Below are 13874 nucleotides of genomic sequence, written 5' to 3' on the forward strand. Positions count from 1 at the left end.
AGCGGGAGCGGGTGACCAGGGGGATGACCCCCGCAGATGTCAGGGTGCGATCGGGGGGAAACCCGATGGATTCCGTGCCGCCGGTCGGTCAGGCTATGTCCCATGACCGTCGAAGCCGTTGACCTGGGACGACATCCCGAGCAGCCCGCTACGCCCGTAGACGCCCGCAGCACCCGTGCGGTCGGCTGGTTCGGTGCCACCGCGTTGCTTCCCATGGTCGCCGCGCACGTGGTGGGCGCGTCGGTCGTCGACCCGGTGCTCGACCCGATCAGCTGGTACGCCTTCGTTCCCGGGGGTGGCGAGCTCATCCTCGCCGGCGGTGTGACGCTGGCGGTGCTCGGCCTGCTCCTCACCGTCCGGATGTACCGTGCCGGGCTCGCCGTCGGGCCCGTGCCCGCTGCCGCGATGATCGTCTTCGCCGTGGCCATGGTGCTCGTCGGGGCCTTCCCGACGGACCCGCCGGGCACGGCCGCCACTCTCTCGGCCACGATCCATCGCGTGAGCGCGGCGACCGCGTTCTGCGTGCTCCCGCTCGTCGGCCTGAGCCTGGAGCGCTCGATCGAGCGGCCGCGGTCCGCGCTCCCGCAGGGCCTGCGGGCGGCGGCGAGCGCACTGGGCATCGTGGTGGCGGTGTTCCTGGCGGTGCACCTCTCGCTCGTGTTCTTCGCCGACTCGGGGATCATTGCCTTCGGCCTCATCGAGCGGATCGGGTTCGTCATCATGATCGGCTACCTGTTCCTGCTCGCGGCCACGATCGACCGGGAGGGCCCGGTCGAGGAGCCCGGCACCGAGCCGGTTCCGGCGCTCAGCGCACCGAGATCCGCAGACCTCGCGGGGTGATCGCGAACCCGGCCTCCAGGAGCGCGCGCGCCGCCGGCTGACGGCGGGCGGCGTCCAGGGCGGGCTCCCCGTCGACGCGCTGGACCACCAGCCGCCCCAGCCGTCCCTCGCGGACGGCGCGGGCGAGGGCGGCGGCGGCCGCCGCCAACCGGGCGGTGTTCTCGGTGAAGGACAGGACCGTGCGCCCGCCCCGTTCCACGAACAGCGTGAGGTCACCGTGGGTGAGCACCACGACGGCACCGGCCTTGCGACCGGGGCGGTGGGCGGTGACGGCCCTGGTGCCGCTGGTGCCGGGCGCCGGAGCGCCGTTCTCGGACGGCGTGTCGCCCCCGGCGCGGTCGTCCGGCGCCGGGCCCGGGGGCCAGGCGAGCGCCGCGCCGTAGGGGTTGGCGGGGTCCATCGCGGCGAGCACCACGGCACCGCCCGTGCCCGAGGACGCCGGGGCGGACGTGCGCTCCACCGCCTCCAGCTCGGCCTCGACGACCCGGGCGCGGTCCTGCGCGTCGACCCGCAGCCGGTCCACGGCCCCGGGCAGCGCGAACTGCGAGCCACCCAGGTGCTCGACGAAGTACCCGCGCCGCACCGCGCCCCGCTCCTCCAGCCCGGACAGCACGCGGTAGACGTCGCGGTATCCCGCGCCCACGCCCTCCGCTGCGGCACCAGGCCGGGTGAGCACACCGTGCCGCTCGAGCAGCACCTGGGTCAGGGCATGCGCGCGTACGGTCGGATCGGTCTCGCGCGCCGGCAGCGCGGCCCAGCGGCCGCCCCCGCCCGGAACGGACGTGCTCGCTCGCAGCGCGGAGGCCGGGCGCCCCGGGGAGAGCGCGAACCTCGACCGCCGCACCGGGCGCGCCCGCGCCGCCGTGCGCGGCGCCCGGTGGGCGCCCGAGCCACTGACACGCTCGCGCAGGGCGCCCAGCCCGTCGTTGGTGACCTCGCCGGCCCAGACGAGGTCCCAGAGGACGTCGAGCACCGCGTCCGTCTCGGCGCCCGTGAGCTCCGTGATCCGGGGCAGGAAGAAGCCGCCGGACCCTGTCAGCAGGTCCAGCACGGCGCGGTGCAGGTCGGAGTCCAGCGGGCCGTCCTCCTCGACCGGTGCCGGGTCGGCGAGGGTGAGCGGGGCGCCGTCGGCCAGGTGGAGCGACACCAGGCCGTCCCCGCTGCCGGAGCCGGGCAGGCGGGCGTGCCCGGACCACAGCACCTCGCCCGCGACCGTCAGCTCGTCGAGGAGCGCGGGGGAGTAGTCGGCGACCCGGGCGGGCAGCACGAGCGTCTCCAGCGCCGATGCCGGCACCGCCGCCCCCGCGAGCTGCTCGATCGCCTGCACCAGACCGTCCGCACCGCGCAGGAGGCCCGTGGAGACGTTCTGCCAGCGGGGCAGGAAGGTGCCGAGCGCCTCCTGCTCGACCGGTTCCACCTCGGCCCGCAGCACTGCCAGCGAGCGGCGCCGGAGCAGGCGCAGCACGCCGGGGTCGCACCACTCGTCGCCGGTGCCGCCGAGGGAGGCCGGTCGCAGGCTGCCGCGGGCCAGCACCCCGTCGGCCTCCAGCCGCGCCAGGGCGTGCGTCACGACGGCGACGCCGAGCCCGAAGCGCTGAGCCACGGAGGTTGCGCCGAAGGGACCGTGCGTACGGGCGTGCCGGCGCAGCAGATCGCCGAGCGGGTCCGGTACGGGCTCGGTGAACGTCTCCGGCACGCCGACAGGCAGCGCCACGCCGAGCGCGTCGCGCAGCCGGCCTGCGTCCTCCGCGACCGCCCACTGCTCCTCGCCGGCGAACCGGACGCGGATCACACGCCGGGAGGCCTCCAGCTCCTCGAGCCAGCTCCCCACGGCGTGCCGCGCGTCCTCCTGGGTACGGGCCGCCAGGGCGTCCACCGGGTGCGGTCCGGTGCGGCGCAGCAGGTCCCAGAGCCCCTCGGCGTCGCGGGCCTGCCGGTCGGGTGCGAGCCTGGCCAGCTCCGCCTCGGTGCGCTCGACGGCGCCCGGGTCCAGCAGGTCCGCCAGGTCGGCGGTGCCCTGCTCGCCCAGCAGCTCGGCCAGGAGCTCCGGGTCCAGGGACAGCGCGGCCGCGCGGCGCTCCGCCAGCGGCGCGTCGCCGTCGTACAGGAACTGGGCGGTGTAGCCGAACAGGAGCGACTGCGCGAAGGGCGACGGTGTGGCCGTGGTGACCTCGACGACCCGGACACCGCCGGAGGCGATGTCGCGCATCAGGCCGGCCAGGGCGGCGACGTCGAAGTCGTCCTGGAGGCACTCGCGGGCCGCCTCCAGCACGATCGGGAAGTCGGGGAACTGGCTGGCCACCTCCAGGAGCTGTGCCGACCGCTGCCGCTGCTGCCAGAGCGGCTGCCGCCGGTCCGGGCGGCGCCGGGGCAGGAGCAGCGCGCGGGCGGCGGCCTCACGGAACCGCGCGGCGAACATCACCGACGACCCGAGCTCGTCGCGCACGGAGCCGAGCACCTCGTCCGGGTCCAGGAGCAGGTCCTCGAGCGTGATCCGGCCGGACACGTGCCGCGCGTGCGGTGCGCCGTCCGGGTAGCCGTCGTCGTCCGGGGCGGCCGGAGCACCGCCCGTATCCCACGGGTCGCCGTCCGGCCCGCCGTCCCAGCCGCCGCCCGTGTCGGGCAGCCGGAGCACGATGCCGTCGTCGGAGTGCATGGCTGCCACGTCCAGGCCGAAGCGCGCCCGCAGGCGGGCGGAGATCACCAGCGCCCAGGGTGCGTGCACGCGCGCGCCCAGCGGCGAGTGGATCACCACGCGCCAGTCGCCGAGCTCGTCACGGAACCGTTCCACCACCACGGTCCGGTCGTCGGGTACGCGACCCGTGCCGAGCCGCTGCTCGGCCAGGTACGCGGCGAGGTTGTCGGCGGCCCAGTCGTCCAGCCCGGCGGCGCGCAGATGGGCGCGACCGGCGGCCGGGTCGGCGGCGAGGGCGGCGTCGGCCTCCCGGACGAAGGCGCCGACCGCGCGCCCGAGCTCCGCGGGCCGGCCGGGCGCGTCGCCCTTCCAGAACGGCAGCCTGCCTGGTAGGCCGGGCGCGGGGGTGACCAGCACGCGGTCGGTGGTGATCTCCTCGATGCGCCACGTGCTGGACCCGAGCGTGAACGTGTCGCCCACGCGGGACTCGTAGACCATCTCCTCGTCCAGCTCGCCGACCCGCTTGCCGCCCCGCGCACGGGCGGCGCCGCCGGTCACGCTGTCGGCGAGCACGTCGTCGGGAGTGCCGCCGGTGGGGCCCTCGGTGGCCAGGAACACGCCGTAGGCGCCCTTGTCGGGGATGGTGCCGCCGCTCGTCGCCGCCAGGCGCAGCGCGCCAGGACGGCCGCGCAGCATGCCGGTGGCGCGGTCCCACGTGATCCGCGCACGCAGCTCCGCGAAGTCCTCGCTCGGATAGCGCCCCGCGAGCATGTCGAGCACGGCACGCCACGTGGCGTCGCCGAGGTGCGTGAACGGTGCGGCACGGCGCACGAGGGCGAGCAGGTCGGCCTCGGCCCAGTCGTCGACGGCGAGCGCGGCGACCACCTGCTGTGCCAGCACGTCGAGCGGGTTGGCGGGCACGTGCAGGTGCTCGATCTCGCCCGCGCGCATCCGCTCCGCGATGACGGTGGCGGGCACCAGGTCGCCCCGGAACATCGGGAAGACCACACCCCGGGAGACCGCGCCGACCTGGTGCCCGGCGCGCCCGATCCGCTGCAGGCCGCTCGCCACCGACGGCGGGGCACCGACCTGGACCACGAGGTCGACCGCGCCCATGTCGATGCCGAGCTCCAGGGACGACGTCGCGACGACGGCGGGCAGCCGGCCCTCCTTGAGCTCCGTCTCGGTACGTGTGCGCTCCGCACGGCTCATCGAGCCGTGGTGGGCACGGGCCAGGACGGTGTCCTGGTCCTGGCCGTCCTGACCCTGCGCGCCCTGACCCGGTCCGCCCTGTCCAGGGACCGCCTCGGGCAGGCCGCGCCGACCGGGGGCGGGCCGGGGGATCCCGGCCGCCGTGCCGGACTGACCCGGGACGAGCGCGGCCCAGGTGCTGGCCGGGTCGGCGACCTCCAGGCCCTGCCGCTGCGCCCACACCTCGTTCATGCGGGCCGTGAGCCGTTCGGCGCCCCGGCGGTTGTTCGTGAAGACGATGGTGGAGGTGTGGTCCGCGACGAGGTCGACCACCCGCTCCTCGACGTGCGGCCAGACGGAGGCCCGACGCAGCGGGCGGGTGGCCTCGCCCGAGAGGTCGATCTCGTCGTCGCCGGAGCCCGGGTGCCCGTCGTCCCGGGCGCCGGCCGGTTCGGGCGCGGGGGCGCTGTCGAGGTCGGCGAGGTCCGGCACGGGCACGACGACGTCGATGGCCCACTCCTTGCGCGACGGTGGCTGCACGACGACCACCTCGCGGGCGCCGTCGCCGTTCCGTCCGCCCGCGAGGAACCGGGCGACCGCGTCCACCGGCCGCACCGTGGCCGACAGGCCGATGCGCTGGGCCGGCCGGTCCAGCAGCGCGTCGAGACGCTCCAGGCTGAGGGCGAGGTGCGCCCCTCGCTTGGTACCGGCGACGGCGTGGATCTCGTCGAGCACCACCGTCTCGACGCCGGCGAGCCCGGCGCGGGCCGACGACGTCAGCACGAGGAAGAGCGACTCCGGGGTGGTGACGAGGATGTCCGGCGGGCGGGTCGCGAACGCACGCCGCTCGTTCGCGGGCGTGTCTCCCGTGCGCATGCCCACGGTGACGTCGGGCACCTCGATGCCCTCGCGGGCTGCGGCCTGGCGGATCCCGGTGAGCGGGGAGCGGAGGTTGCGCTGCACGTCGGCGGCCAGGGCCTTCAGGGGCGACACGTACAGCACGCGGCAGCGGCGGGTGCGCTCGGCCGGCGGGGGCGCGGACATGATCCGGTCGATCGACCAGAGGAACGCCGCGAGCGTCTTGCCCGAACCGGTCGGCGCGACCACGAGGGCGTGCCGGTCGGCCGCGACGGCGTCCCACGCACCGGCCTGGGCTGCGGTGGGCTGCGCGAACGCGCCCGTGAACCAGGTACGGGTGGCGGGGCCGAAACGGGAGAGCGGGTCGTCGGGCGTGGACATGGACCCATTCTGTCCCCGACCACCGACACACACCCTGACCTGGTGCCCGGCCGTGGAGGAGGCCGGTTGCCGTGGTGCGCCCCCGGGGACGTAGGGTTGACGGGTGCGCGAACGGGATTTCTGGCAGCTGGTCGACGAGGTCTTCGGTCCCGCGTACGGGCGCGCCCTGGCGCGCGAGCAGGTCCTTCCCGCGCTGGACGGCCGGACCCCGGTGGCGGCCCTGGAGGACGGGGACGAGCCCCGTGACGTGTGGCACGCCCTGTGCGACGCGCTCGACGTGCCCGACGCCGAGCGCTGGGGCACCGACAAGTTCCGCCAGGCTCCGCCGCCCCGGCGCTGACCTGACGCGGGCGGTGACGACTGCGGTCCTCGTGCAGGACCGCGCCGTGACGGGCCGCGCGACACGCCCGCGTGTCGCGCCTTGCCTCGAACACGCGTTCGGCTAGACTTCGACCACAGGCACGGATTTCGGAACGTCGTCCACAGGCGGCGGCCGGAGCAGGCGTCCGTGTCAGTGGTTCCGCGTACGGTCGGCAACGACGTACCGAGCCATCCACGCCGGCGCACAGAGCGCCCTGAAGACGAAGGTGTTGCACATGCCCGCACCAGCAGATCGCGAGAAGGCCCTCGAAGCGGCCCTCGCCCAGATCGACCGCAACTTTGGCAAGGGTTCGGTCATGCGCCTCGGCGACGAGACGCGCGCCCCGATCGAGGTGATCCCGACCGGCTCGATCGCCCTCGACGTGGCGCTCGGTATCGGAGGACTGCCCCGTGGGCGCATCGTCGAGGTGTACGGTCCGGAGTCCTCCGGCAAGACGACCATCGCGCTGCACGCGGTGGCCAACGCCCAGCGTCAGGGCGGCATCGCCGCGTTCATCGACGCCGAGCACGCGCTGGACCCCGAGTACGCCAAGAAGCTCGGCGTCGACACCGACGCCCTCCTGGTCTCGCAGCCGGACACCGGTGAGCAGGCGCTGGAGATCACGGACATGCTGATCCGCTCCGGTGCCCTCGACATCATCGTGGTCGACTCGGTGGCCGCACTGACGCCCAAGGCCGAGATCGAGGGCGAGATGGGTGACAGCCACGTGGGTCTCCAGGCCCGCCTGATGTCCCAGGCCCTGCGCAAGATCACCGGTGCGCTCAGCGCGTCCGGCACCACGGCGATCTTCATCAACCAGCTCCGCGAGAAGATCGGTGTGTTCTTCGGCTCGCCCGAGACCACGACCGGTGGCAAGGCGCTCAAGTTCTACGCCTCGGTGCGACTCGACATCCGCCGCATCGAGACTCTCAAGGAGGGTACGGACGCGGTCGGTAACCGCACCCGTGTGAAGGTCGTCAAGAACAAGATGGCCCCGCCGTTCAAGCAGGCCGAGTTCGACATCCTGTACGGCGTGGGCATCTCCCGCGAGGGCGGCCTCATCGACATGGGTGTGGAGCACGGCTTCGTGCGCAAGTCGGGCTCGTGGTTCACCTACGAGGGCGACCAGCTCGGGCAGGGCAAGGAGAACGCGCGGTCCTTCCTGCGCGACAACCCGGACCTCGCCAACGACATCGAGAAGCGCGTCAAGGAGAAGCTGGGCGTGGGCCCGAAGGTCGACGCCCCGGCGGACGCGAGCCCGGCGGCCCCGGCCACGGACACGACGTCGGTCACGGGCACCGTCGCCGCGGCGAGCTCGTCCACCCGGACGACCGCCACGGCCAAGGCCACGAAGTCGACCGCGACGCGTGCGAAGGCCACCAAGCCGGCTGCGACGAAGACCGCGGCCAAGGCGGAGGCGGCCGCCGAGAAGGCACCGTTCTGACGTGCAGTACGGTGATCCAGCGGACGGTCCCGGCGTGGGGAAGCGTCGGGGCCGTCCCGCTGCCCGGGACGGGGACCGTCCGGGCGGTCGAGCAGGCGGTCGCGACCGTCGCGGCGGCGCCGACCGGGCGCCCCGGCTGACCGTCGCGGAACGCCTGGAGGCCGGCGAGATCAGCCGGGACGACGCCGTCGAGAAGGCCCGTGAGGTCGTCCTCCGGATCCTGACGGCGGCGCAGAAGTCCCGCCGCGAGCTCGAGCAGTCCCTGGCCCGCAAGGGCTACCCGGAGGACGTCGTGGCCCAGGTGCTCGACCGGTTCGGCGAGGTGGGCCTGGTGGACGACGCGACCTACGCCGAGACGATCGTCCGCACCCGGCATGCCGAACGCGGTCTGGCCCGGCGCGGTATCGCCGCCGAGCTGCGGCGGCGGGGGATCGACGAGGACACGGCGACCGTGGCCCTGGACCAGCTCGATCCGGACGACGAGCGCGCCGCGGGTGCACGAGCAGCCGCCAAGCTCGTCACTCGCACACGCAGCCTGGACCGACAGGTTCGGGTGCGCCGGGCCGTCGGCTCGCTGGCCCGCAAGGGGTACCCGCCCGGCCTGGCGTTCGAGCTGGTCCGTGACGCGCTGGCCGCGGAGGGCGAGGAGACGGACGACCTCGGCTACGCCGAGGACTGACGACGGCCGAGGACTGACGGCCGAGGACTGACGGCCGGGACGTACGAGGGGGCCGGGCGGGCCGGCAGCCGAAGGCTGCGGACCCGCCCGGCCCCCTCGTCTCCTCCCCGAGGTGTTCCGGGACCTGTCAGATGTTCCCGTGCCCGCCGGCGGCATCCGCCACCGCGGTCGGGTTGCCGATACCCGGCCCGGCATCCGTGGACCCGGACGTGCGGCTCGACAGCAGGCCGGACAGCTTGTGGGCCACGACGGTCAGCAGCCAGTTCACGAGGATGAACACCACGGCCACGAGGGCGAGCACCTGCAGCGGGTTGCCGTCGCCGGAGGAGACGATCTGACCGCTCCGGAGCAGCTCGCTGAAGCCGATGATCGACCCGAGCGCGGAGTCCTTCAGGACGACCACCACCTGCGAGACCATGGCCGGAAGCATCGCCACGAGGGCCTGCGGGAGCTGGATCGAGCGCAGGGTCTGTCCCCGCGTGAGACCGATCGCGAGCCCGGCCTCGCCCTGGCCGTTCGGCAGGTTCCCCACACCGGACCGCACCAGCTCGGCGATGACGGAGCCGTTGTAGAGGATGAGCGCCACGACGACGGCGACGAACGCCTTGTCGGCCACGCCGGGCAGCAGCTGACCGAAGAGCCCGTAGAAGAACACCATCATGAGCAGCACGGGCACGGCGCGCAGGAACTCCACGACCACCCCGCTCACCCAGCGCACGGCGGTGATGTGCGACAGGCGGCCCATGCCGAAGACGAGGCCGAACACGACGGCGCCGACGATCGCGTAGGCCGCGGCGCGCAGCGTGTTCATCAGCCCGGGGAGCAGGTAGAACTCCCACGTGCGGGCCGAGAAGGCCGGCCCCCACAGGTCCCAGGACAGCTGCCCCTTGGCGGCGAGCTCGCTCAGCAACCACGCGATCAGCCCGATCGCGGCGAGGACGCCGAGCACGTTCCCGCCGAGGATCCAGGTCCGGGCGCGGGGTCCCGGTGCGTCGAAGAGGACCGAGGAGCTCATCGCTTCACCGCCAGACGGTTGGACAGCCAGGTGGTCAGCAGACCGATGGGGATCACCAGGATCACGTAGCCGATGGCGAACAACCCGAAGATCTCCCAGCGGTAGTTGGCGTTGAACTCGATCATCGTCTTCATCGTGGAGGCGGTCTCCCAGGAGACCGAGGCCGCGGCGGCGACCGTCGAGTTCTTCAGCAGCGCGATGAGCGTGTTGCCCAGCGGCGCGATGGCGCCGCGGAACGCCTGCGGCAGGATGATGAGGCGCGCGGCCGGCAGGAACGACAGCCCGATCGCCCGGGCGGCCTCGGCCTGCCCGAGGGGCACCGTGTTCACCCCGGAGCGGATCGCCTCGCACACGAACGCGGCGTGGTAGACCGACAGGCCGACCACGGCGAACCGGAAGAAGTTCGCGTTGAAGTCGTCGGCCAGGCTGACCTGGAGCTGCGTCCACACCGCCAGGACCAGGAAGGTCATGATGATGGTCAGCGGCGTGTTGCGGAAGATGTTCACGTACGCGGTGCCGAACCACTGCAGCGAGGCGATCGGCGAGATCCGCATCAGTGCGAGCACGGTGCCGATCACCAGGGCGAACAGAGCGCCCCAGAACGTCAGCTGGATGTTGGTCCAGAACGCCCCCAGGACGTCGTACCGCTCCAGGAGCGAGCCGAGCCCGGACAGATAGTCGTTCACGGGTCACCTTTCGGGTGAGGCGCTGCCCTGACGGGCCCGCCCCGGTCGGACAGGTCGTGGGCGGCGGAGGTGCCGCCGCCCCGCAGCGAACGGGATCGCGTCCGACAGCTCAGACGCGATCCCGGTCACCGCTGGAGGGACGTCAGGCGCAGGCGTCCGGCGTCGGCGGGTTGAGGTCCGCGTTCGGGGTGTAGTCGGCACCCTCGGTGTTCGCGGCCACGGCATCCTCCCAGGCACCCTCCTCGATCATCTTGGTGATCGCGGCGTTGATGTCCTCGCACCGGTCCGAGCCCTTGGGCAGGCCCACGCCGTAGCGCTCCTCGGAGAACGGGTTGCCGACCACCTTGAGGTTGCCGTCGCCGTTCGCCGCGGCGAGGCCCGCGAGGATGATGTCGTCGGTGGTGACGGCGTCGACCTGGCCGGCGGACAGGGCGGTGACGCACTCGGCGTAGCCCGGGCGCTCCAGAAGCTGCACGCCCTCGGCGTAGTCGGTCTTGATCTTCTCGGCCGAGGTCGAGCCGGTGACCGAGCAGAGGTTCTTGCCCTCCAGGTCCTCCGGACCGGTGATGTCCGTGTTGTCGGCGGCGACCAGCAGGTCCTGGCCGGCGACGAAGTACGGGCCGGCGAAGTCGATGACTTCCTTGCGCTCGTCCGTGATCGAGTAGGTGGCGAAGATCATGTCGACGTCGCCGTTCTGCAGCATGCTCTCGCGGTTGGCCGACGGCGTCTCGCGGAACGTGATCTGGTCCTCGCTGTAGCCCAGCTCGTTCGCGACGTACCGGGCGACGTCGACGTCGAACCCGGTGTAGTCGGCGCCGTCCTGCAGACCGAGGCCCGGCTGGTCGTACTTGATGCCGATGGTGATGCCGTCGCCGCCCTCGGACGAGCCGCCTTCCGGCTCGCCGACCTGGCTGCTGCCGCACGCGGACAGCGCGAGGGTCGAGGCTGCCGCCATCGCCAGGAGGCCCATGGTGTGCTTACGCATGATTGCCCTTCGGTAGTCCGGGGCCTGATGGGCCCCGAGGGGTGGGATCGGGTGTGAGATCAGTGGGTCAGGATCTTGGACAGGAAGTCGCGCGCCCGCTCGCTCTTGGGCGCCGTGAAGAACTCCTCGGGGTGAGCCTCCTCGACGATCTGCCCGTCCGCCATGAAGACCACGCGGTCCGCGGCCTTGCGGGCGAAGCCCATCTCGTGGGTCACGACGATCATCGTCATGCCCTCCTGGGCGAGCGCGACCATGGCGTCCAGCACCTCGTTGACCATCTCGGGGTCGAGGGCCGACGTCGGCTCGTCGAACAGCATCACCTTCGGCTGCATCGCCAGGGCGCGCGCGATCGCGACGCGCTGCTGCTGGCCGCCGGAGAGCTGGGCGGGCATCTTGCCCGCCTGGTTGCCGACGCCCACGCGGTCGAGCAGCTTACGGGCCTGCTCCTCCGCGTCCTTCTTGCTCAGGCCGCGGACCTTGCGCGGGCCCAGGGTCACGTTGTCGAGCACGGTCTTGTGCGCGAACAGGTTGAACGACTGGAAGACCATGCCGACCTCGGCGCGCAGCCTGGCCAGGGCCTTGCCCTCCTCGGGCAGCTCCTTGCCGTCGACCGTGATCGTGCCGTCGTCGATGGTCTCCAGGCGGTTGATCGCCCGGCACAGCGTGGACTTGCCGGAGCCGGACGGGCCGATCACGACCAGCACCTCGCCCTTGCGGACGGTGAGGTCGATGTCCTGCAAGACGTGCAGCGCGCCGAAGTGCTTGTTCACGTGCTTCAGCTCTACGAGGGGTGCTCCGAGGGCGCGATCCGACGTCGGAGCGTCCGCGGTCTCGTCGGCCGCCGGTTGGCCGGTGGTCGAGGTGCTCTGGTCCATCCCTTGAACCTAACGATCCGATGTTTCAGGGACCAAGTCGACGGGTCATCCGAGCACAACGTTTCGGTAACAGATGACCGCATTGCCCCTGATTCTCGCGCGAATTCGTTCCTCCGGCACGGTTCGGCGGCACGCCGCGAGGGTCGTAAAATCGACCCCGATGTCCACGACCGCCCTCACCCCAGCCCTGCCCGACGCCGCCTCCGCCGGCGCTGCGGACGACCGCCCCCGCACCTACCTGGTGCGCACGCTCGGCTGCCAGATGAACGTGCACGACTCCGAGCACATGGCCGGCATGCTCGAACAGGCGGGCTACCAGCGCGCGACCAGCGAGGACGAGGCGGCGAGCACGGCCGACGTCGTGGTGATCAACACCTGCGCCGTCCGCGAGAACGCCGCGACCCGGCTGTACGGCAACCTCGGCCAGCTCGCGAGCATCAAGGCGGCGCGTCCGGGCATGCAGATCGCCGTCGGCGGCTGCCTGGCGCAGAAGGACCGCGGCGACATCGTCGCCAAGGCCCCGTGGGTCGACGTCGTGTTCGGCACCCACAACCTCGACGCCCTGCCGGTGCTGCTGGAGCGCGCCCGGCACAACGAGGCGGCACAGGTCGAGATCGCGGAGTCCCTGCAGGTCTTCCCGTCGACCCTGCCGACCCGGCGCGAGTCGGTCTATGCCGGCTGGGTCAGCATCTCGGTGGGCTGCAACAACACCTGCACCTTCTGCATCGTGCCGCACCTGCGCGGCAAGGAGCGCGACCGCCGTCCGGGCGAGGTCCTGGCCGAGGTGGAGGCGCTCGTGGCCGCCGGTGCGATCGAAGTGACGCTGCTGGGCCAGAACGTCAACAGCTACGGCGTCGAGTTCGGCGACCGGGGCGCGTTCGCCAAGCTGCTGCGCGCGTGCGGGCAGATCGAGGGCCTGGAGCGCGTGCGGTTCACGTCCCCGCACCCGGCCGCCTTCACCGACGACGTCATCGCCGCGATGGCCGAGACACCGAACGTGATGCCGCAGCTGCACATGCCGTTGCAGTCCGGCTCCGACCGGATCCTACGCGCGATGCGCCGCTCCTACCGTTCGGAGAAGTTCCTCGGCATCCTGGACCGCGTCCGCGCCGCCATGCCGGACGCCGCGATCACCACCGACATCATCGTCGGCTTCCCGGGCGAGACCGAGGAGGACTTCGCCGAGACCATGCGCGTGGTCGAGGCGTCCCGGTTCAGCTCGGCGTTCATGTTCCAGTACTCGCCCCGCCCCGGCACGCCCGCCGCCACCATGGAGGACCAGCTCCCCAAGGAGGTCGTGCAGGAGCGGTTCGAGCGCCTGCTCGCCCTCCAGGAGCGCATCGGGGCCCAGGAGGCCGAGCGGCAGGTCGGGCGCACGCTGGAGGTGCTCGTCGCCGAGGACTCGGGCCGCAAGGACGGCGCGCGCCGCCGGCTGTCCGGCCGGGCCGCCGACAACCGCCTCGTGCACTTCGGCCTGCCGTCGGACGCCGAGAACCTCCCCGGCGCACCGACGAGCCTGGACGACCCGCGCCTGGCCGACGTCGTGCCCCAGGGGCTGCCGCGGCCGGGCGACATGGTGACGGTGACCGTGACGAAGGCCGCCCCGCACCACCTGATCGCCGACCCGGTCACGCCGGGACCGCTCGCGGTGCGCCGCACCCGATCCGGCGACGCGTGGGCCGAGCGGGAGAAGATCCGCCTCGGCGGTGGTGAGGACACGCACTCGCACGGCACGCCGGCGCCGTCGGGCCCGGTCTCCCTGGGCCTGCCCACCCTCCGCGCGAAGTAGAACGAGGGACAGAACCGGGGCGAGGTAGAACCGCAGGTCCTGCTGCGGTTCTACCTCGCCCCCGGTGTGTGCCCCGGTGTAAGTGGGGGGGGGGGGCCCGGCGGGGTGCCGCGGCGGGGGCCGCGCCGCCCCCCG

Annotated in this window: 10 protein-coding genes; 5 read left to right on the forward strand and 5 right to left on the reverse strand. The window is 73.0% G+C overall.

The window, feature by feature from the left end:
• The first annotated feature begins 102 nt into the window (after positions 1-102).
• Positions 103-840 (forward strand): DUF998 domain-containing protein, encoded by a 738-nt coding sequence (locus tag ACIG47_RS22045; protein ID WP_397433177.1) that lies wholly within the window; start codon positions 103-105, stop codon positions 838-840.
• Here the strand turns inward: ACIG47_RS22045 and ACIG47_RS22050 are convergent.
• Positions 806-5905, reverse strand: coding sequence for a DEAD/DEAH box helicase (locus ACIG47_RS22050; RefSeq protein ID WP_397433178.1), 5100 nt, complete (start codon positions 5903-5905; stop codon positions 806-808). The genes ACIG47_RS22045 and ACIG47_RS22050 overlap by 35 nt on opposite strands.
• 103 nt (positions 5906-6008) lie before the next feature.
• Between ACIG47_RS22050 and ACIG47_RS22055 the strand changes: the two genes are divergently transcribed.
• From ACIG47_RS22055 to ACIG47_RS22065, 3 genes are all read left to right on the forward strand, one after another.
• Entirely contained in the window at positions 6009-6245 is a 237-nt protein-coding gene (locus tag ACIG47_RS22055; protein WP_119137856.1) for a DUF3046 domain-containing protein, read from the forward strand.
• Positions 6246-6501: 256 nt separating this feature from the next.
• Entirely contained in the window at positions 6502-7710 is a 1209-nt protein-coding gene (gene recA / locus ACIG47_RS22060) for a recombinase RecA (protein WP_397419316.1), read from the forward strand.
• Between the two features lie 34 nt (positions 7711-7744).
• The gene (locus ACIG47_RS22065; protein ID WP_397433179.1) at positions 7745-8389 is read left to right on the forward strand and encodes a regulatory protein RecX; all 645 of its coding nucleotides are present in this window, start codon (positions 7745-7747) and stop codon (positions 8387-8389) included.
• A 127-nt stretch (positions 8390-8516) separates the two neighbouring features.
• Here the strand turns inward: ACIG47_RS22065 and ACIG47_RS22070 are convergent, their stop codons facing one another.
• The 4 genes from ACIG47_RS22070 to ACIG47_RS22085 all read right to left on the reverse strand — a co-directional run bounded on the left by ACIG47_RS22070 (position 8517) and on the right by ACIG47_RS22085 (position 11950).
• Positions 8517-9404: an amino acid ABC transporter permease gene (locus ACIG47_RS22070; protein WP_397412910.1), complete on the reverse strand. Its 888-nt coding sequence runs from the start codon at positions 9402-9404 to the stop codon at positions 8517-8519.
• Positions 9401-10090: an amino acid ABC transporter permease gene (locus ACIG47_RS22075; protein ID WP_397412909.1), complete on the reverse strand. Its 690-nt coding sequence runs from the start codon at positions 10088-10090 to the stop codon at positions 9401-9403. Before ACIG47_RS22075 ends, ACIG47_RS22070 begins: the two co-directional genes overlap by 4 nt.
• A 142-nt stretch (positions 10091-10232) precedes the next feature.
• The gene (locus ACIG47_RS22080; RefSeq protein ID WP_397412908.1) at positions 10233-11075 is read right to left on the reverse strand and encodes a glutamate ABC transporter substrate-binding protein; all 843 of its coding nucleotides are present in this window, start codon (positions 11073-11075) and stop codon (positions 10233-10235) included.
• A 59-nt stretch (positions 11076-11134) separates the two neighbouring features.
• Positions 11135-11950, reverse strand: a complete 816-nt coding sequence (locus ACIG47_RS22085) for an amino acid ABC transporter ATP-binding protein (RefSeq protein WP_397412907.1) — start codon at positions 11948-11950, stop codon at positions 11135-11137.
• Positions 11951-12110: 160 nt separating this feature from the next.
• Between ACIG47_RS22085 and miaB the strand changes: the two genes are divergently transcribed.
• Positions 12111-13739, forward strand: coding sequence for a tRNA (N6-isopentenyl adenosine(37)-C2)-methylthiotransferase MiaB (gene miaB / locus ACIG47_RS22090; protein ID WP_397433180.1), 1629 nt, complete (start codon positions 12111-12113; stop codon positions 13737-13739).
• The last annotated feature ends 135 nt before the right edge of the window (positions 13740-13874 follow it).

The organism is Promicromonospora sp. NPDC052451 (genome assembly GCF_044547525.1).
GTDB lineage: Bacteria > Actinomycetota > Actinomycetes > Actinomycetales > Cellulomonadaceae > Promicromonospora.